We start from the raw sequence: 18585 nt of genomic DNA, 5'->3' as shown, positions 1-18585 counted from the left end.
GCATCTGTCACGGATTAGAACCCGGGACAATGAAATTGAGCAGGCATTGGGGCAGTCATGGCGGAAACACCGGTAGCAGTGGTCATTCTGGCGGCGGGGCAAGGCAGCCGGATGCAGTCGGATTTGCCCAAGGTGCTGCATCGTCTTGGCGGGGTGCCGATGGTCGGTCATGCGCTGGCCGCTGCGCGGAGCCTTGAACCCATCGAAATCATCGTGGTTGCAGGTCACGGGGCTGACGCCGTGGAAAACGCGGTCCACAAGCTGGAACCGGAGGCGCGTATCGTCCTGCAATCCGAACAGCTTGGCACCGGCCATGCCGTGCGTCAGGCGTTGCCTCTGCTGGAAGGTTTCGAGGGCAAGGTGATCGTGCTTTACGGCGACACGCCATTCATCGGCGAGGAAACGCTGGCGGCGCTGGCGAGCCATACGGCCGATCTCGTGGTGCTGGGATTCGAGGCCGAGGAGCCAGGTCGTTATGGCCGCCTGGTGGTGTCGGAGGCCGGGCTGGAGCGGATCGTCGAATACAAGGACGCCGATGAAGCTATTCGCTTGATCGCGCTCTGCAATTCCGGCGTCATGGCCCTGGACGTCAGCCTGCTGCGGCGGTTGATTGTCCGGTTGACGAATGACAATGCGGCGGGGGAATACTACCTGACCGATCTCGTGGAGCTGGCCCGTGCCGAGGATTATCGTTGCAATGTCGTTACCTGCGACGAAGAGGAAACCCTGGGTATCAACACCCGCGCCGAGCTTGCCGCCGCCGAGGCCGCGTTTCAGGCTCGCGCCCGTGCGGGGGCGCTGGATAATGGCGTGACGCTCTCTGATCCCGGAACCGTCTGGTTCTCATTGGATACCGCTATCGGGCGGGATGCCGTCATTGGTCAGAATGTCGTTTTCGGACCGGGCGTCACGGTGGAATCCGGCGCCGAGATCCTGCCCTTCTGCCATCTGGAGGGGTGCCATATCTCGTCCGGCGCAACCGTTGGCCCCTTCGCCCGCCTTCGTCCCGGTGCGGAACTGGGGGGAGAAGTCCATGTCGGCAATTTCGTCGAGATCAAGAACGCCGTGCTGGACGAGGGCGTCAAGGTCGGCCACCTGACCTATCTTGGCGATGCGCATGTCGGCGAGCATACCAATATTGGCGCGGGCACCATCACCTGCAATTACGACGGAGTGATGAAGCACCGTACCGAGATCGGTGCCAATGCCTTTATCGGCAGCGACACCATGCTGGTCGCTCCGGTCCGGGTCGGAGCCGGGGCGATGACCGGCTCGGGATCGGTGATTACCCAGGATGTCGAGGACGGCGCCCTGGCGATCGGCCGCGCTCGGCAGGTCTCGAAACCTGGCCTGGCCATCCGGCTCATGCAGGCCCTGCGCATGAAAAAGGAGCAGCGCTGATGTGCGGTATCATCGGTATTCTGGGCGGGCACGAGGTCTCTGTGCAACTGGTCGAAGCGTTGCGGAGGCTGGAATATCGCGGCTATGACAGCGCCGGTGTGGCGACTATCGATGCCGATGGAAAGCTGGACCGCCGCCGTGCCGTCGGAAAGCTGGTGAATCTTTCCGACAAGCTGGTGCATGAACCTTTGCGTGGCCATACCGGCATCGGTCATACCAGATGGGCCACCCATGGTGCTGCGACCGAGGAGAACGCGCATCCTCACCGCTCGGGGCCGGTCGCGGTTGTCCATAACGGAATTATCGAGAATTTCCGCGAATTGCGGGAGGAACTGATCGCCAGGGGCATCCATCCGCAGTCGCAGACCGATACCGAAACCGTTGCACTGCTGACCGGCTATCACATGGAGCAGGGCATGGGTCCGGTGGAGGCTGCCCGTGCCACGCTGGCCCGCCTGCATGGAGCTTTTGCACTCGCCTTTCTGTTCGAAGGCGAGCAGGATCTGATTCTTGCCGCACGCAAGGGCAGCCCGCTGGCCATCGGGCATGGCGATCAGGAGATGTATCTGGGTTCCGACGCCGTGGCGCTTGCATCATTCACGGATCGGATCACCTATCTTGAGGATGGCGATCATGCCGTGCTGAGCCGGGCCGGGGTGCAGATCTATGACCGCGAGGGTCATCAGGTCGGCCGCCGGCAAAGCCGCATCGATGTCGGCGCAACCGCCATCGACAAGGGCGGATATCGCCATTTCATGGCCAAGGAGATCGCGCAGCAACCCTCGGTCATCGCCGATGTCCTGAACCATTATGTAAAGGGTGATCGGATCGTGCTGCCCGACGCGCTGGATTTCCGCAGTGTCGACCGGTTGTCACTGGTCGGCTGTGGCACGGCGCATTATGCGGGCCATGTCGCCAAATACTGGTTCGAGACACTGGCCGGCCTGCCATGTGATATCGATGTGGCCTCGGAGTTCCGCTATCGCGAGCCTCCGCTGTCCCAGCAAAGCTGGTTCATCGCCGTCAGCCAGTCAGGTGAAACAGCCGATACGCTGGCCGCGCTGCATTATGCGCGCGACCATGTCAGCCAGACCATCGGCCTGGTCAATGTCGGCACCTCCGCGATTGCCCGTGATGCGGATATCGCCCTGCCCACGCTGGCGGGAATCGAGGTCAGCGTGGCATCGTCCAAGGCTTTCACCTGCCAGTTGACTGTGCTCGCGATTCTGGCGCTGAAGGCGGCGCATGACCGCGGCAGGATGGATGATGCCGGACTGGCGGGACATCTGGCCGAATTGCGCGCCGTCCCGGGGCTTTTGCAGCAGACGCTGGATCTTTCGGACCATTGCCGGGCATTGTCCGAATGGCTCTCGCAAGCGCAGGACGTGTTGTATCTGGGCCGTGGAGCGCTGTTCCCGGTGGCGCTGGAAGGGGCGCTGAAGCTGAAGGAGCTCAGCTATATCCATGCCGAGGGCTACGCGTCGGGCGAGTTGAAACACGGGCCTATCGCACTGATCGACCGCGATGTGCCGGTTGTCGTGCTGGCCCCTTATGATCACCTGTTCGAGAAAACCATCTCGAACATGCAGGAAGTCATGGCGCGCCATGGCCAGATCCTGCTGTTGTCGGATCATGAAGGTATAGCGGCTGCCGGTGAAGGCGCCCATGCGGCATTGACCATGCCGGTCGGTGGCGGTGTATTCCGGCCGATCCTCTATGCGATCCCGATGCAGTATCTGGCCTACCACACGGCGGTGGCCAAGGGGACGGATGTCGATCAGCCACGCAATCTGGCGAAATCCGTAACTGTGGAGTAAGTCCTGATCGGATGACAGAAACCAGGTTGCTCCGGCTCACTCCGTTTTACGGGCTGTGGGTGGCGAGCGGGCCCGAAACCGGACCCGCGTGCGATCACACGAACCGGTTTATCCGATTTTCGAGCCGCTCCTGCCGTCCGGAGCGGGGTGCCGGATCGAGGTTTTCGGCTTCGACACGTGCCGCGATCTCTTCCAGCGGCAGATCGAGCATGGCTTGCGCCTGCGGCGTTTCCCAGCCCGCATAGCGTTCGCTGCGGGCCTTTTCCAGAAAGCCGTCCTCCAGCATGGCCGCCGCGGCTTTCAGCCCGCGCGCGCAGACATCCATCGCGCCGACATGCGCCAGCACCAGATCCTCGGGATCGAGTGATTGCCGCCGCAGCTTGGAGTCGTAATTCGTTCCGCCGGTCGTGAACCCGCCCGCCTTCAGGACCTCGTAATAGGCCAGCGCGACCTCGGGGACGTTGTTCGGGAACTGATCGGTATCCCATCCCGATTGGTAATCGTTGCGGTTCATGTCGATCGACCCCAGCAGGCCCAGGGACGCTGCCAGGGCAAGCTCATGCTCGAACGAATGCCCGGCGAGGATGGCATGGCCCTGCTCGACATTCAGCTTCACCTCGTTTTCCAACCCGAAGCGCTTCAGGAAACCGTAGATCGTGCCGACATCGTAATCATATTGATGCTTGGTCGGCTCCTGCGGTTTAGGCTCGATCAGGATCGTGCCCTTGAAGCCGATCTTGTGCTTGTATTCCACGACTTTCGCCAGGAAGCGCCCGGCCTGTTCGGCTTCGCGCCCTAGATCGGTGTTCAGAAGCGTCTCATAACCTTCGCGCCCGCCCCACAGCACGTAGTTCTCGCCGCCAAGGCGGTGGGTCACATCCATGCAGGCTTTCACCGATGCGGCGGCATAGGCGAACACGTCCGGGTCGGGATTGGTTGCAGCACCCGCCATCCAGCGACGATGCGAGAACATATTTGCCGTGCCCCACAGCAACCGGGTGCCGGTCTCTTCCATCTTGGCGGCGAAAATATCGGCAATTTCGTCTAGATTGCGGCGGCTTTCGGCAAAGCTCGCGCCCTCGGGCCGCACATCGGCGTCATGGAAGCAAAAGAAGGGCTGGCCGAGGATCGAAAACAGCTCGAAGGCAACCTCTGCCTTCAGCTTCGCATCCGCCATCGTGTTGCCGAACCACGGGCGCTCAAAGGTCTGCCCGCCGAAAGGATCGCCGCCTTCCCAGGCAAAGCTGTGCCAATAGGCCACCGCGAAGCGCAGGTGATCCTCCAGCCGCTTGCCGAGGACGATTTCATCCGGGTTGTAATGGCGGAACGCGAATTCGTTGCCGGTTTCCGTGCCTTCGTAGCGGATGGGTGCGATATCCTTGAAGAAATTGCTCATGATGATTCCTTTGATGATTGAGGCGACCGGCTTGCGGTCGATACTTCACGCTTCAGCGCGCGGCCCAGATCAAGCCACGGCGCAGGATTTCCCGCATCTGCGGCACCTCGAATTCGGCAGCGACATGGCCAAGCGACGAATAGAATACACGGGCGGCTCCGTATCGATGTTTCCAGACGACCGGCATCACGGTGCCCTTGGTCCAGGGCGCATGCGCACCGTCGAATGTGGTGGTCGCGAGAACCTCGATCGACGGATCGACATGCATGAAATATTGTTCGGAGCGATAGTCGAAATCGCCGATCCCGGAGACGAGCGGGTCATCGGGCTTCACGATCTCGACCCGGTAATCGATGATGTTGCCGGGATGGGCGACCCACTGGCCGCCGGTCATGAACTGATAGGCCGGTTCCATGCGGAAGGCGTCGGCCATGCCGCCGTGGAAGCCGCCAAGCCCGGTTCCGCCCTCGACGGCCGTGACCAGGTTCTGCAATTCGTCCTTTTCGACCTGCACCTGCGTCACCAGCGGCACGATAAGGTCGAACCGGCCCAGATCGGCCTCGGCCAATACCTTCGTGCCCTCCTCGCGCCGCACATCGAAGCCCTCATTCGCCAGCATTTCCTCGACGATGCAGGAGCAGGCTTCGGGCTCGTGGCCCTGCCAGCCGCCCCAGAAAATCAGTGCCGTCTTGTTGCTCATCTTGCCTCCGAAATATCGATCTGCCCGAACCGGTCGCTTGGGGTGAGCGCCTCGGGTCTTTCGCAGCTTGTGGAAAGCGTCACCGTCTTGCCGCTGTTAGCCGAGGAAAGAAGCGACTCGATCACGTCGAGCGCGTGCAGCGCCAATCCGCCATTGGCCCGGTGCGGCCTCCCCTCGGTGATGGCGACGGCCATGTCGGCCAGGCCCAGCCCGCGATAATTGCCGTCGCCATGGCCATGGTTTATGTCTTGCGTCAGCCATTCACCGTCGAACAATTCCACATCGCCATCGAAACGGTTCGGATCGGGGATCAGCAGAGAGCCCTCGGTGCCGTAAAGTTCGAGCGGAGAATGGCGATGCGCCCGGACATCGAAGCTGGTGACGATCTGGACGAGCGTGCCATTGGCAAATTCCATGATCCCGGCGACATGGGTGGCGGTCTCGACAGGCACGCTTTCGCCCGCGCGGGGGCCTTGCGCGATAATCCGGTGGTCGCGCCCGCGCGAGGCCAGGGCACTGACCCGGCGGACCGGCCCGAGCAGGTTCAGCATCGCGGTGATGTAATAGGGTCCCATGTCGAAGAGCGGCCCCGCGCCCGGTCCGGCATAGTAGAAATCGGGATTGGGATGCCAGCGTTCATGCCCCGGCAACATCAATGTGGCGGTGCCTGCGGTCGCCCTACCGATCCTTCCATCGTCAAGCAAGGCCCGCGCTGTCTGATGAGCACCCCCAAGGAAGGTATCGGGCGCGCAGCCAAGCCGCAGCCCCTTTCCCGCCGCCGCCGAAACAAGCTGGCGCGCTTCGCGGACGCTGCCTGCAAGCGGCTTTTCGGAATAGACATGCTTGCCCGCATCAAGGGCGGCAAGGCCGACCTCGACATGTGCGGCGGGGATGGTCAGGTTCAGGACGATATCTATATCGTCGCGCGCCAGCAGTTCGGCCGGCGTCATTGCGGCGACGCCATAGGCATCCGCCTTTGCCTGCGCGGCCTCCGGGACGAGATCCGCAACAGCGCGCAGCGAGATATGGGGAAATATCGCCGTGTTCCGCATGTAGATGTCGCTGATGACGCCGCAGCCGATGATGCCGATGCCCAGCCCGGTCATTGCACCACCTCCATGCGTCTGCCGTCATGACCGAAGAGATGCAGATTGGCGCGTTCGGGAGTCAGGGAAAGACGCTCGCCCGCCTTCAGGCGGATATTCCCGGGCAGCCGCACGGTTACATCGCCGATGCGCTCGGCCTTCGCGTAAACCACTGTATCGGCCCCCAATGTCTCTACCACCTGCGCGACGGCTGGCCAGTCGCCGCCCTCGCCTGTGACAGCGATATGCTCGGGGCGGATGCCCACGGTCTTCACCTCCTCCTGCCCGATGGCCGAGCCGGGCAGGAGGTTCATTTTGGGCGATCCAATGAAACCCGCGACGAATTCCGTTTGCGGGCGATCATATAATTCCATCGGCGCCCCCACCTGCTCGATGCGCCCGGCATTCATGACCACGATCTGATCGGCCAGCGTCATGGCCTCGACCTGGTCATGGGTGACATAGATCATCGTCGCGTCGAGCGACTGGTGCAACTGCGCGAGTTCGACCCGCATCTGGGTGCGCAGCGCCGCGTCCAGGTTCGACAAGGGTTCGTCGAACAGGAAAACCTTGGGGTGACGCACGATGGAACGCCCGATGGCCACGCGCTGACGCTGCCCACCCGAAAGCTGGCCGGGCTTGCGGTCGAGATAATCCTCGAGCGCGAGTATCCGGGCGGCCTCGGCCACGCGGGCCTCGCGTTCGGCGGCCGGCATCCTGGCCAGCCGCAAGCCAAAATCGATATTCTGGGCCACCGTCATATGCGGATATAGCGCATAGGACTGGAACACCATCGAGATGCCGCGCTTTGACGGCTCTTCCAGCGTCACGTCCTGCCCGCCGATCAGCACATCGCCGCTGCTCGGCATTTCCAGGCCCGAGATGATGCGCAGCAAGGTCGATTTGCCGCAACCCGATGGCCCCACCAGAACCGTGAAGGAACCATCCGGAACGGTCAGGTTCAGGTTGGGAATGACCGTCATCGCGCCAAAGGATTTGGTTATGTTCTGCAGTTGAACTTCGGACATGCGATCCTCGCCTGTTTGCTCGCCGGGCTCGATTACCGGGGCTCGTAAAGAAAACTCAGGAAATCGGCGTGCCGGCCACGACCTGAGCTGTCATGCGCGCAGATCCCGATGAAGGCGCCGGTGAAATTGTTGCCCGGCCCGTTTCCGGCCTCGTCCGAGATCGCCGATTGATCCAGTTCGATCCCCAAGTTCTGCCAGTCACCGCCATCCGTGGCATAGCGAAAGCGCAGCGTTGCGCCGTCCACATCGCAGCCCAGCCTGACCGTGCCGGTTCCCGGCAGCGGGATTGGCTCGATCGGGTATTCCACGCGCGGATCCGGCCAGTTGGCCGGGCAGCTATAGACCGTCAGGACCCGTGCGCCAGCCTCGTCTGCGGTGACGGCGAGGTAATGGAACTTGAAGCGGCCATACCACGAGATCAGCCCGGCATAATGCTGATAGTCGCCGGGGATCATGTCGATCTCGGTTTCGGCGCGGAAGGCGAAATCCGTCTGCCTGCGGGCGATCAGGGCATGGTCGAATTGCGAGCCCGGCGATTCCCGCCCGAAAAGCCGCAAGGCATCCGGGCGTTCGGAGAGCGAGAAAAGCCGTTCAGGTTCCGGCGTGCGCAGCCACTGGAAAGCGGATGGCAGTCCTTCAGGCGAAAAGCGGCTGAGCGCCGGCTCTGGCTCGAACGGATGTGGCGGCAGATCCGGCGCGGGAACGGTATCGGCAGGGGCGTTGCCGCCATGTGCCAGTCGCGGAAACTCGCCCGGCTCCCATATCAGCTTCTGGATCGCCGTCTCGCGGCCAAGGGGCGAGCGCCGGACATCGTCGGCATGGATGTCCTTTCCATCCACCGGAATGCCGCGCGTCTCGTCCAGCGGCCGGGAGCAGAGATGCACCAGGTAATGCTCGCCACTCTGCGTCTCGACGATATCGGCATGTCCGGCGCGCTGCAGATAAGATTGCGTGCCGCTCGCCGTCAGCAGATGCTTCGCGGGATCGGTTTCGTAAGGGCCGAAAAGATCGCGGGATCGCGCCATGGTCACGGCATGGTCGTAACCCGTCCCGCCTTCTGCGGTGAGAAGGTAATACCAGCCGTCGCGGCGATAGAGATGCGGGCCTTCGGTGAATTTGCGGTCGGTGCCGCGATAGATATTGCGGATCGGTCCGACAAGACGGCGTTCCTTTACCGAATATTCCTGTATCACGATCCCGCCGAACTTGTCGCCACGGGTCCGGTTGTGGTTCCAGATCATGTTGAGCAGGTATTTCCGCCCGTCCTCGTCATGGAAAAGCGAGGGATCGAAACCCGACGAATTCAGATAGACCGGATCCGACCATGGCCCCTCGATGGCGGGGGCGGTCACCAGATAGTTGTGGCTGTCCTTCCACGCGCCGTCGCGGCGCTTCACATCGGTGTAGATCAGCCAGAACAGCCCGTCGGCCCAGGTCAGGCAGGGCGCCCAGATGCCGCCGGAATCGGGATCGCCGCGCATGTCCAGCTGCGATGCGCGATCAAGCGGGCGCTTGACCAGCCGCCAGTTCACGAGATCGCGGGAATGATGGATCTGCACGCCCGGATACCATTCGAAAGTCGATGTCGCGATGTAGTAATCATCGTCCACCCGCAGGATCGAGGGGTCGGGGTTGAAGCCGGGCAGGATCGGGTTCCTGATCTCTGTCATATGGTCATCCTTTCACGGCGCCACCGGTCAGTCCGGCGACGATGTATTTCTGGGCAGCGAGGAAAAAGACGATGGCGGGTACAATGGTCAGCGTTACGAAGGCCAGCGTGCGGTTCCATTGGGTGACATATTCGCCCCGGAACTGCATCATGCCGAGCGGCCAAGTGAAGGCCTCGCGCGAGTTCAGCACGACCAGCGGCAGCAGGAAGTTGTTCCAGCTCTGGACGAAGACGAAAACGCCCACCGTGGCGAGGATCGGTGCGGACAGCGGCAGCGTGAAGCGCCAGAAGAAGCGCACATAGCCGCAGCCGTCGATATAGGCGGCCTCGAATAATTCCTTTGGAAGCTGTTCGAAGAATGTGCGGAAAAGCAGGATCGCCAGCGACAGGCTGAAGGCGGTCTGCGGCAGGATCACTGCCCACCACGTATCCAGAAGCCCGATATCGCGCACCTTGATGAACAGCGGCAGGATCGCGGTGGCGAAGGGGAACATCAGCCCCAGGAGCAGGTAGGAAAACAGCATGCGCGAGCCGAAGAAACGGATCTGCGCAAACACATAGGCGGCGGCGGAGCCGACGATCAGCGTCAGCACGACGGCGGCGGAAGAGATAAGCAGCGAATTGCCCAGGTAGCGCCAGAATGCCGGGTCCGAGATGATCGAGCCGTAGAATTCGAGGTTCCAGCTTTCGGGCAGCGACAGGGCGCTGGTGCGGATTTCCGCATTGCTCTTGAAACCGCCCAGCACGGTGGCCAGCATTGGCGCCAGCACGAAACTGGCCACCATGCACAGGAATGCCACGCGCAGGATGTTGCGGATCAACTGGCCACGGGTCATGCCTGCTTTCCCCTCATGAAGATGCGCTGGTAGAACAGCGCGACGGTGATCGCGGCGATAAACAGGATCACGCCGACCGCGCTGCCAAAGCCGATATTCAGCCGGGTCAGGCCGAAAGTATAAAGATAGGTGACGATGGTATGGGTCTGGTTCGATGGCCCGCCATTGGTCAGCGGGATGATAACGTCGAACACCTGCAGCGCGCCGATGATGGCAAAGAAGGCGCTGACGACGATCGCAGGCTTGATATGCGGGATCTGCACGTAGCGGACGATCTGCAGCCGCCTCGCGCCTTCGATCCGGGCCGCCTCGATCTGGTCTTCGGGCACGCTTTGCAGGGCGGCGATATAGATCATCATGTGAAAGCCGAAATATTTCCAGACGATCACCGTCATCACCGCCGCGAATGCCCATTCACGATCGGCGAGGATGAAAAAACTTTCGGCTCCGAAGAACCCGGCAATCGAGGCGGTGATGCCGTAATTGCCATCGAAGACAAAGCTCCAGATCAGCCCCGCCGCCACCTCGGCAAGGATATAGGGCAAAAAGAAGATGAGCCGGAACACCGCGTTCGTCGGCGTCTTGCGATGGATCAGAAGCGCCAGCAAAAGCGCCAGGGGCATCTGCAGGAACAATGAGACGGCGACGATCTTGAGCGTGTTCCCGACCGCCGTGTGAAAGATCGAATGTCCCGCGATCCGCTCGAAATTTTCCAGCCCGACGAATTCAGTGGGGGTGCCGTAGCCGTTCCAGTTGAAAAACGAGTAATAAGCGGATTCCCCAAGGGGGAGCATCACGAACAGACTGAAAAGGATCAGCGCAGGCGGTAACAGAACAAGTGCCGCGGTGACGCGCCCGTTGGAGAGGCTGCGGCGCAGGCGTTCGGATACCGGAAGGCGCCGTTTGGCGGCGGCGATGGTCATGCCACACTCCGATCTGACGAGAGAGAAGACGGGAAAGGCTCAAGCGCCGCCACGATGGTGGCGCATGAGCGTCAGATGAATATCAACGGAATTCCCATGCTTCCTGTATCTGGGCTGCCGCGTCTTCGGGTGTTGTCGCGCCCTGTGCGAGATCCGCCGAGGCATCGTTGACAGTTGCACCGACAGAGGCACCAAGGAACTGGTCCAGGAAAATCTGGTGATAGCTGCTGTTTTCAATATGTTTGGAAACCTCGGTAAAGAACGGGTTCTCCAGCGCGTCGCCTGTCCCTTTCACGATTGGAATGAACAATTCCTGCCGCGCCCCTTCGCGCTGGTTCTCGGCATTAAGCATGAAGGCCAGAAACTCGACGGCCTCGGGCTCGGCGGAACTCGAGACGGCCCAACCGTTGATTCCGCCCAATGTGGCAGTTTCACCGCCCGGCGTGACCGGATCGGTTATCGTGGGAAAACTGATGATCGCCAGTTGTTCGTCCGGCAGACCCTTGCCGCTGGTGGAGCGTTCGCGCATGGGCAGGTAATCCCAGTCACCCATCAGGTGAAAAGCGCCCTCGCCATCGGCGAACATGCCGCTGGCGGTCTCGTAGGTCGTGCCCATGAAGCCGGGCTGGAACGGTTCCATCCCGGTCAGCCGCTGGAATTCCTTGCCTGCCTCGATGAAGGCTGCGCTTTCGAAGCCGCCATCTTCGCCCGCCATCGCCTTTGCCACGGCATCCGGTCCGCCTTCGCGCAGGGCCAGGTAGCTCCAGTAGAAATGCAGCGGCCATTTGTCCTGCCCGCCCGCAATGATCGGTGTGATGCCGGCGTCCTTGAGCGTCTGAACGGCGGCAAGGAAGTCTTCCCAGGTCTTGATCGCCTCGATATCAAGCCCTGCCTTTTCGGTCAGCGCGGTATTGACCCAGAACACCACCTCGGTCGGATATTGCGGCAGGCCGTAAAGCGTATCGTCGACCGAATAGGCCCGCAGGCCTGCCTCTGGCATCGTCTCGGCGAAACCTTCGGGCAGCAGGTCCGAGATTGGCTGCAGGAAGCCAGCTTCCGCCTGTTCCATGAGGGTCTGCCCGCCCCAGCTATAGAAGATATCGGGCCGGGCGTTCGATTGCAGCAATGTGGGCAGCTTGGATTTGTATGCCTCGTTGGCGATGTATTCGAAAGTGACATCGACCCCTTCATGCTGGGCTTCGAATGCCTTTGCGATCTGCTCGAAATAGGTTTCCTGCTCATCGTTCACCGCGACGCGCAGAACATTGATTGTCGTTTGTGCGTTGGCGGCCTGTGCCCCCGCTACGCCTAGCAGTGCTGTAAATACGGCAGCTATATGTTTCATGTTCTCCTCCCTGATATCGGCTTTCGATCAGATTTATATCTGACGAAGAATCGCATATATTGACGAACGTACGTCAAAAATAACCGCCATGCAACGAAGAACTCGGTCGGGATTTGGCGGAAGTGTTAGGGGAGGTTGTCGCGAAGGTAGACTTCGACGCCGATCCTTTGCCCCTCCGGATCGATTGACATGCCGTCGATCAGCGCCTGCAGCAACTCGACCGTGACCTTCACTTCGCGGGCGGTATCCTGGTGGATCACTGCGTCGAAGGTTCCGTCGAGCAGGGCTTCGCGAGAATAGGGCGTGAGTTCGTGGACCACGACTGACGGACGTCGCTCGGGCGGCAGCGAGGCGATGGCTCGTGCAACGCCGCGATTGCCGGCGCCGAGACTGTATATTCCGACCACGTCAGGCTCGCGGGCCAGCATGTCCGTCAAACGGTCGCCAACGATTTCCTGATCGTCGAAGCCTTCGAGCGGGGGCAGAACCTCCTGATCGGGGAATTCCGATCGTAGCACTTGCTCGAAGCCGAGCCGCCGTTCGGCATGGTCGCGCACCAGCATCGATCCGGCCACCAGGGCGATTCGCCCGGGCCGCCAGCGGCAGAACCGCCCCAGCAGGCTGGCCGCGGTGCGCCCTGCCTGCACGTTGTCGATACCCACAAAACGCTGCCTTTGAGATGACGGCAGATCCGATACGAGCGTAACCGCCGCGATGCCCTTGGCGCGCAATTCGGCCAGTGCTGCCCGCACATTTGCGGAATCGGTTGCGACCAGCGCGACACCGTCCGTTTCCTGCGGATCGACGTGCCTGAGAGCGTCGGCCAGCGCGGTGTCGTCAAAGGCGGGCACGGTGGTGACGGTGGCCGTGGTGAATTCCCGGGCACCGGCCTGCGTGACAACCTCTTGTTCCAATCCTCGCATGAAGGTGTTGCCTCCGCCCGGCAAGATGAAAAGCAGCCGATAGCGCCGCTTCCGCGAAAGATTGGCCGCAGCGATATTCCTTTCATAGCCAAGTTGCCGTATGGCTTCGGCAACCCGGTTTTGCGTCGCGCTTTTCACGCCCTCGCGACCGTTCAGAACGCGGTCCACCGTTGAAAGGCTTACTCCGGCGACACGCGCGACATCATGGATGGTTGGTCGGGACATGGGGCGCTCGATGACCTGGGTTATCGTTTGCAGTGTTCTGACGATCGTAAATCAAATATTCGGGGAACAACAAGGCGTAATCGAATTATCCCGTCCGGCGATGATTTTCGGTCAGTTGGCCTTACGGAATGATCGCCTCGTTACCGTTTCCGGTGGTCACGAGTGTTGTCCTTGCCAGGTGCTGACAATCGCGCGGATCAGCTCCGCCGATCCGCTTGAGCAGCAGTTCTGCCAGTGCCCGTCCGGTGGATACATGCGAGTAATGCGAGGCATGCACCTTGGTCGCCACATATTTGCCAATACTGGTTCCCGAGCGCAGGGCGAAACCGATCTGCCGGACATCATCGCCGATCCGGTCCCGGACACCGGCGCGCGCGCCAAGAAATGTCAGTTCATTCGAGCAAACGAAGCCGTCGGCACCCCGGTCGAGAAGTGGCCCTACGGCTGTGCGGGCAATATTGGCTGCAAGTGTGGAATGGTGACGCAGGGCTGTATCGGGTTCGATCCCATGCTCGCGCAAGGCGCGCTCATAGCCGCGCAGCCGCTGTCGGACGAAAGTATAGCGAGGGTCTCCGTCGATCAGGGCAATCCGCCGGCAACCGTCGCGCAGTAATGCATCAGTGCTTTGCCAGGCGGCGAATTCGTTGTCGATGTCGAACCAGGCATGTTCCGAAAACAGTTCGGTGCGGCCATAGGTAACGAAGGGAAAGTCCGCCTCCAGCAGATATCTTGCCCGCGTATCCTGCAATTCGGTAAGGTCGAAGATCACCCCATCGGCGAGGCGGCCCCGCACAACCTCCCGAATGCGCTCAACCGCCGACCCATCCCGGGACGCGGGGACAGCGCGAACCGCGTAATCGGTGCCGGCGAGGCATTTGTGAAAGCCGTTCAGGATGCCGACAGCGCCGGAATCCCCGATTTCCTCTTCCTCGGCGAAATCCAGGAATGCCATGGCGATCAGCGTCTTGCCGGTGCGTAGCTTGGCGCCCTCGAGATTCCGGACATATCCAAGCCGGTCGGCGGTTTCACGCACCTTGCGCACCGTTTCCGGACCGATCTTGTGGCCATCCTTCAATGCGCGCGCGACAGTCGTCACCGATACGCCAAGTTCATTGGCGATGGTTTTCAACGTCACGGATGAGTTGCCCGAACCGGGACGCACCATTACCAACCTTTCAGTGCCCGCAATTCCGGCGCCCGGACGGGCAGTTCCGTGCGCCTTTGGCGAAGCGCTTTCAGAGCCCGCGGGCGGCCGGGAAGCAGGGTAACGCAATTGTCGGACCAGATCGTATCGCCCCCGAGGTCCCATGTCACCCAGAATGCCGGGCGGTCAGTCTTAAGCATGACCTGCGGCATACCGTCGGCCGTTACGCCGGTTTCAGCGGCTATTTGCGGGGTTCCCAGATCGTATTCCTTCGGGCGCTTTGGCAGGTATTCGCTCTCTCCGCGATGATTGCCGCTATCGTCGCTCCATTCGAAATACAGGAATGCATCCTCCTGCAGCTTGTCCGGGGGCAGCCGGGTGATCTCGATTGCGGTATCGGCGGGGCATGGGCGCTTCCATTCGCCAAGATCTCGCATCTCGCCCGATATCCGCACCGAGCGGGCGGTGACATTCAGAGAAACCGGTCCGTTCGTATCATTGACCGCGTAAAGCACGATCTCCCCCGTTTGCTCATGCGGCTGGGCGGTCACCATTACCGGCGCATAGAAGCGGCGCGCCATGTAGTGAACCGCCTTCCAACCGCCGCCATATTCCAGGCTGGACCAGCTTGCCACCGGCCATGTGTCGTTGAGTTGCCAATACAGCGTGCCCATGCAGCGCGGCTTGGCAGCGCGCCAGCTTTCGATCGCGGTCTTCATCGCCAATCCCTGAGAGATCTGGCTGAGCCAGATCATATCGTCAAAGGAGTCGGGGAAGGGAAAGTAACGCGCCAGCGTCTCGACGATGCGGCTGTTGCCGCCAGGGTTGCGCTGATGGATATCCATCACCCTGGAAGAGACATTCCGGTCCGCCGCTTCGGTAAAGCTCTCGATCACGCGGGCCGACGGAAAGGACTGGAAACCGAATTCCGAGCAGAACCTTGGCCGCACGCTGCGGTAATGCTCGAAATCTTTGGCCGAGTGCCAGACATCCCAGAAATGCATGTCGCCGCTGGTATCGTCGTGCCAGCTATCGCCGAAATTCAGCGGCCCGACGGATGGCGAAGAGGGCCACCACGGAATACCGGGGGCCTCGTCCTCGACCACCTCTTCCAGCGCGTGGTTCAGCCGGTCATACATGGCAAGGTAACGATCCCGGTCGGCCTTGCTTTCGGGGAACCATCCGATCGCACCCACCAGTTCGTTATCCCCGCACCATAGCGCCATGCAGGGATGCACGGAGAGGCGGCGGATCTGTTGCCGGGCCTCGCTTCGCACCATGTCGAGCCATTGCCGGTCGGCGGCAGGATAGAGATTGCAGGCGAACATGAAATCCTGCCAGACCATCAAGCCGCGCTCCGAGCACATCTCATAGAAGAAATCCGGCTCATAGCAGCCGCCGCCCCAGACCCGGATCATGTTCATATTCGCCATTACCGCGCTGTCGAGCAGGTCGGCGACTTTTTCTCTTGTCGCACGGGCGGGCAGGGCATCGGCTGGAATCCAGTTGGCGCCGCGCATGAATATCTCGCGGCCGTTCACGCGGAAGGCGAAACGGTTGCCGACGCTGTCCGGATGATTGAGAAGCTCCACATCGCGCAGGCCGATACGGAGATTTCGACTTTGGTCGCCGATCCGCAGTTCGAGATCATACATCTCTTGCGCGCCATGCCCGGCCGGCCACCATAGACGTGGATTGTCGATCCAGACCGAGAGGGAGTTGCGATTTCTGCCCGGCCAAAGCTGGAATCGTTCGGCCTGGGCCTTGCCGTCGATATGAATTACAGCCTCTGCCTCGATCGGGCGGACCACCTCTGTCAGAAAATCGACATCGACCCGAACCTGGCCAGTTTCGTGGAACTGCCGGACCAGCACATCGTCCAGCCGCAACGCATCGCTATGCCGCAGGCGGATGCCGCCATGCACTCCGATCGGGCTGAGAGCGATATTCCAGTCCCAGCCCGCATCGCATTGCGGCTTTCGCAGAAAATTGTAATGCGGCAGCCGGTTGTTCCAGTGGATATGGGGGACGGGGAAGGGAAATGCATCGGCCTTGTCCCGTGCAATCCTGGAATTCGACAGAAAGCGGATCGCAAGCCGGTTGGTGCCCTCGACCAGCGCCTCGGTCACGTCGAGGTCATGGCGCAGGAACCGGCTTTCCGGATGACCGATCTCTGTTCCATTCAGGCTCACGATTGCGTGGCAATCGACGCCATCCAGCGTCAGTGTGTAGCGGCCGTTTTTCAACTCGCTGATATCAAAGCTGCGTTCGGCCAACCACTCGCTTTCATGTATCCAGTCGAGCCCGGTCTCGCGGTCGCGCCAATAGGGATCCCCGATGACACCATGCGCCAGCAGCACGGAGTGAAGATCATTCGGAAAAGCCACGGTCAGGGAGTGTGACTCTCCCGCACGGGTCAGGCTCCAGCCCTTGTCGAGCGAGAGGTCCGGAAGAGCGGTATTCGGCTGCATGGGCATTCTGTGCGATCCTCCGATTCGGTGCGGATAGGCAAGAGATTGATGGTCTTCGCGCGTTCTCGCAGCGGCCAGTTCCTTGCCATTTTCCCTTCCGCGATGCCTTGGGGTGAAAATAAGGTGTAACGATATATCTATCAATAATCACTACACCTTCTCCGTCAGTTTCGTCAACATAATGCTGAATTTTGCGCGACCGATATCGCTACCATTCTTAAAAAACTGTTGGCGATATGTGAGGTTTAAATTAACGTTAAACCCATGCGCTGATTCGAGCGATCAGTTCCATAGGGAGGCAACATGTCACAAAAACTATTTTTCGCGGCCACGGTGGCCGTCTTCGCTTTTGGCACGGCTCAGGCCGAGGAGGTCGAGGTCACGCATTGGTGGACTTCGGGCGGGGAGGCTGCTGCGGTGGCGGAATTCGCCAAGGCATTCGACGCAACCGGCAATAAGTGGGTGGATGGTGCAATCGCCGGATCGGGCAGCACGGCGCGCCCGGTCATGGTCAGCCGCATCACCGGCGGCGATCCGATGGGAGCGACGCAATTCAACCACGGTCAGCAAGCGCAGGAACTGGTCGAGGCCGGACTGATGCGCTCACTGGAAAATGTCGCCTCCGAAGACGGCTGGCGGGATATCGTGCATCCCTCCTCCATCCTCGAAAGCTGCGAGATCGACGGGGAGATCTATTGCGTTCCCGTGAACATCCATTCGCAACTGTGGCTCTGGCTGTCCAACGATGCGTTCGAAAAGGCCGGGATCGAGGTGCCGGCAGACTGGAACGCATTTGTCGAGGCCGCGCCGGCGCTGCGCGAGGCCGGCATTCAGCCACTGGTTATCGGCCAGCAGCCCTGGCAGGCTTCGCTCGTGCTTCAGAACGTCGTGGCCGCGATTGCGGGTCCGGAGATCTATGCCAAGATCTTCAACGAAAAGGATGTGGAGGCGGTCAACGGCCCCGAGATGGAGAAGGCATTCGCCGCGCTGGAAACGGCCCGCGAACTCGCGGCAGGCTCGAATGTTCAGGAATGGAACCAGGCGACGACCATGGTGATCAATGGCGAAGCCGGCGGGCAGGTCATGGGCGATTGGGCGCAGGGTGAATTCGCGGTGGCCGAGAAGGTTGCCGGTGAGGACTATACCTGCCTGCCGGGCCTTGGTCTTGCGGATATCGTATCGACCGGCGGAGATGCGTTCTATTTCCCAGCTATCGAGGACCCGGAAATCACCGCTGCGCAAGAGGAATTGGCGAGGGTCATGATCTCGCCCGAGGCGCAGGTTGCGTTCAACCTCAAGAAAGGGTCCATGCCGGTTCGTGGCGATGTCGATCTCGATGCGGCCAATGACTGCATGCGCAAGGGGCTGGATATCCTGGCCAATGGAACGGTCGTTGACGGGCTGGACCAGGTCCTGTCGGCGGATGCGGGCAATCAGCTCGCCGACCTCATGATCCAGTTCTTCAATCAGCCGGATATGTCGGTGGATGACGTCAAGGAAGGGCTGATCGGCATTCTCGAATACGATAGCTGAGGCTTCGCAATCGCGCGGGCGGTTCGGATCGTCCGCGCTCAGCCCCGGCATATCGCGGCCAGGATAGCTGGCCCGATATACCTTTCACG

Annotated in this window: 14 protein-coding genes; 3 read left to right on the top strand and 11 right to left on the bottom strand. The window is 61.1% G+C overall.

Annotation, left to right across the window (positions count from 1 at the left end; genetic code table 11):
• Positions 1 to 57: 57 nt before the first annotated feature.
• Positions 58 to 1401 (top strand): bifunctional UDP-N-acetylglucosamine diphosphorylase/glucosamine-1-phosphate N-acetyltransferase GlmU, encoded by a 1344-nt coding sequence (gene glmU / locus C9E81_RS11820; RefSeq protein WP_122112560.1) that lies wholly within the window; start codon positions 58 to 60, stop codon positions 1399 to 1401.
• Positions 1401 to 3218, top strand: a complete 1818-nt coding sequence (gene glmS / locus C9E81_RS11815; RefSeq protein ID WP_122112559.1) for a glutamine--fructose-6-phosphate transaminase (isomerizing) — start codon at positions 1401 to 1403, stop codon at positions 3216 to 3218. The genes glmU and glmS overlap by 1 nt, the downstream gene beginning before the upstream one ends.
• A 94-nt stretch (positions 3219 to 3312) precedes the next feature.
• On the opposite strand, the gene xylA is transcribed toward glmS, so the two are convergent.
• The 11 genes from xylA to C9E81_RS22895 all read right to left on the bottom strand — a co-directional run bounded on the left by xylA (position 3313) and on the right by C9E81_RS22895 (position 16969).
• Positions 3313 to 4614, bottom strand: coding sequence for a xylose isomerase (xylA, locus tag C9E81_RS11810; protein WP_122112558.1), 1302 nt, complete (start codon positions 4612 to 4614; stop codon positions 3313 to 3315).
• 52 nt (positions 4615 to 4666) lie between these two features.
• Entirely contained in the window at positions 4667 to 5314 is a 648-nt protein-coding gene (locus tag C9E81_RS11805; protein WP_122112557.1) for a ThuA domain-containing protein, read from the bottom strand.
• A complete protein-coding gene (locus C9E81_RS11800) occupies positions 5311 to 6420 on the bottom strand; it encodes a Gfo/Idh/MocA family protein (RefSeq protein WP_122112556.1) in 1110 nt (369 codons plus the stop codon). The genes C9E81_RS11805 and C9E81_RS11800 overlap by 4 nt, the downstream gene beginning before the upstream one ends.
• Complete coding sequence (locus C9E81_RS11795) at positions 6417 to 7427, bottom strand: ABC transporter ATP-binding protein (protein ID WP_122112555.1); 1011 nt, start codon at positions 7425 to 7427, stop codon at positions 6417 to 6419. The genes C9E81_RS11800 and C9E81_RS11795 overlap by 4 nt, the downstream gene beginning before the upstream one ends.
• A 32-nt stretch (positions 7428 to 7459) precedes the next feature.
• Positions 7460 to 9097: a glycoside hydrolase family 43 protein gene (locus C9E81_RS11790; protein ID WP_122112554.1), complete on the bottom strand. Its 1638-nt coding sequence runs from the start codon at positions 9095 to 9097 to the stop codon at positions 7460 to 7462.
• Positions 9098 to 9101: 4 nt separating this feature from the next.
• A complete protein-coding gene (locus tag C9E81_RS11785; protein WP_122112553.1) occupies positions 9102 to 9932 on the bottom strand; it encodes a carbohydrate ABC transporter permease in 831 nt (276 codons plus the stop codon).
• Positions 9929 to 10855 (bottom strand): carbohydrate ABC transporter permease, encoded by a 927-nt coding sequence (locus C9E81_RS11780; protein ID WP_122112552.1) that lies wholly within the window; start codon positions 10853 to 10855, stop codon positions 9929 to 9931. The genes C9E81_RS11785 and C9E81_RS11780 overlap by 4 nt, the downstream gene beginning before the upstream one ends.
• 82 nt (positions 10856 to 10937) lie before the next feature.
• A complete protein-coding gene (locus C9E81_RS11775; RefSeq protein WP_122112551.1) occupies positions 10938 to 12200 on the bottom strand; it encodes an ABC transporter substrate-binding protein in 1263 nt (420 codons plus the stop codon).
• A 125-nt stretch (positions 12201 to 12325) separates the two neighbouring features.
• The gene (locus tag C9E81_RS11770) at positions 12326 to 13348 is read right to left on the bottom strand and encodes a LacI family DNA-binding transcriptional regulator (RefSeq protein ID WP_122112550.1); all 1023 of its coding nucleotides are present in this window, start codon (positions 13346 to 13348) and stop codon (positions 12326 to 12328) included.
• A gap of 121 nt (positions 13349 to 13469) precedes the next feature.
• Positions 13470 to 14483 (bottom strand): LacI family DNA-binding transcriptional regulator, encoded by a 1014-nt coding sequence (locus C9E81_RS11765; protein ID WP_166461894.1) that lies wholly within the window; start codon positions 14481 to 14483, stop codon positions 13470 to 13472.
• Between the two features lie 29 nt (positions 14484 to 14512).
• The gene (locus C9E81_RS22895) at positions 14513 to 16969 is read right to left on the bottom strand and encodes a glycoside hydrolase family 2 protein (protein WP_166461893.1); all 2457 of its coding nucleotides are present in this window, start codon (positions 16967 to 16969) and stop codon (positions 14513 to 14515) included.
• A 297-nt stretch (positions 16970 to 17266) separates the two neighbouring features.
• Here C9E81_RS22895 and C9E81_RS11760 point away from each other — a divergent pair, with 297 nt between their 5' ends.
• Positions 17267 to 18496: an ABC transporter substrate-binding protein gene (locus C9E81_RS11760; protein WP_122112548.1), complete on the top strand. Its 1230-nt coding sequence runs from the start codon at positions 17267 to 17269 to the stop codon at positions 18494 to 18496.
• Positions 18497 to 18585: the final 89 nt, after the last annotated feature.

The sequence above is a fragment of the Paracoccus alkanivorans genome (genome assembly GCF_003697785.1).
GTDB classification, from domain to species: Bacteria; Pseudomonadota; Alphaproteobacteria; order Rhodobacterales; family Rhodobacteraceae; genus Paracoccus; species Paracoccus alkanivorans.
The sequence above is the reverse complement of the archived record's forward strand: the minus strand, read 5'-3'. Positions and strand labels throughout refer to the sequence as shown.

Coding starts and splice junctions, on each gene's coding strand:
- C9E81_RS11780 (WP_122112552.1), bottom strand. CDS start 10,855: ATGACCATCGCCGCCGCCAAACGGCGCCTTCCGGTATCCGAACGCCTG.
- C9E81_RS11800 (WP_122112556.1), bottom strand. CDS start 6,420: ATGACCGGGCTGGGCATCGGCATCATCGGCTGCGGCGTCATCAGCGAC.
- C9E81_RS11760 (WP_122112548.1), top strand. CDS start 17,267: ATGTCACAAAAACTATTTTTCGCGGCCACGGTGGCCGTCTTCGCTTTT.
- glmS (WP_122112559.1), top strand. CDS start 1,401: ATGTGCGGTATCATCGGTATTCTGGGCGGGCACGAGGTCTCTGTGCAA.
- xylA (WP_122112558.1), bottom strand. CDS start 4,614: ATGAGCAATTTCTTCAAGGATATCGCACCCATCCGCTACGAAGGCACG.
- glmU (WP_122112560.1), top strand. CDS start 58: ATGGCGGAAACACCGGTAGCAGTGGTCATTCTGGCGGCGGGGCAAGGC.
- C9E81_RS22895 (WP_166461893.1), bottom strand. CDS start 16,969: ATGCCCATGCAGCCGAATACCGCTCTTCCGGACCTCTCGCTCGACAAG.
- C9E81_RS11785 (WP_122112553.1), bottom strand. CDS start 9,932: ATGACCCGTGGCCAGTTGATCCGCAACATCCTGCGCGTGGCATTCCTG.
- C9E81_RS11805 (WP_122112557.1), bottom strand. CDS start 5,314: ATGAGCAACAAGACGGCACTGATTTTCTGGGGCGGCTGGCAGGGCCAC.
- C9E81_RS11795 (WP_122112555.1), bottom strand. CDS start 7,427: ATGTCCGAAGTTCAACTGCAGAACATAACCAAATCCTTTGGCGCGATG.
- C9E81_RS11770 (WP_122112550.1), bottom strand. CDS start 13,348: ATGTCCCGACCAACCATCCATGATGTCGCGCGTGTCGCCGGAGTAAGC.
- C9E81_RS11790 (WP_122112554.1), bottom strand. CDS start 9,097: ATGACAGAGATCAGGAACCCGATCCTGCCCGGCTTCAACCCCGACCCC.
- C9E81_RS11775 (WP_122112551.1), bottom strand. CDS start 12,200: ATGAAACATATAGCTGCCGTATTTACAGCACTGCTAGGCGTAGCGGGG.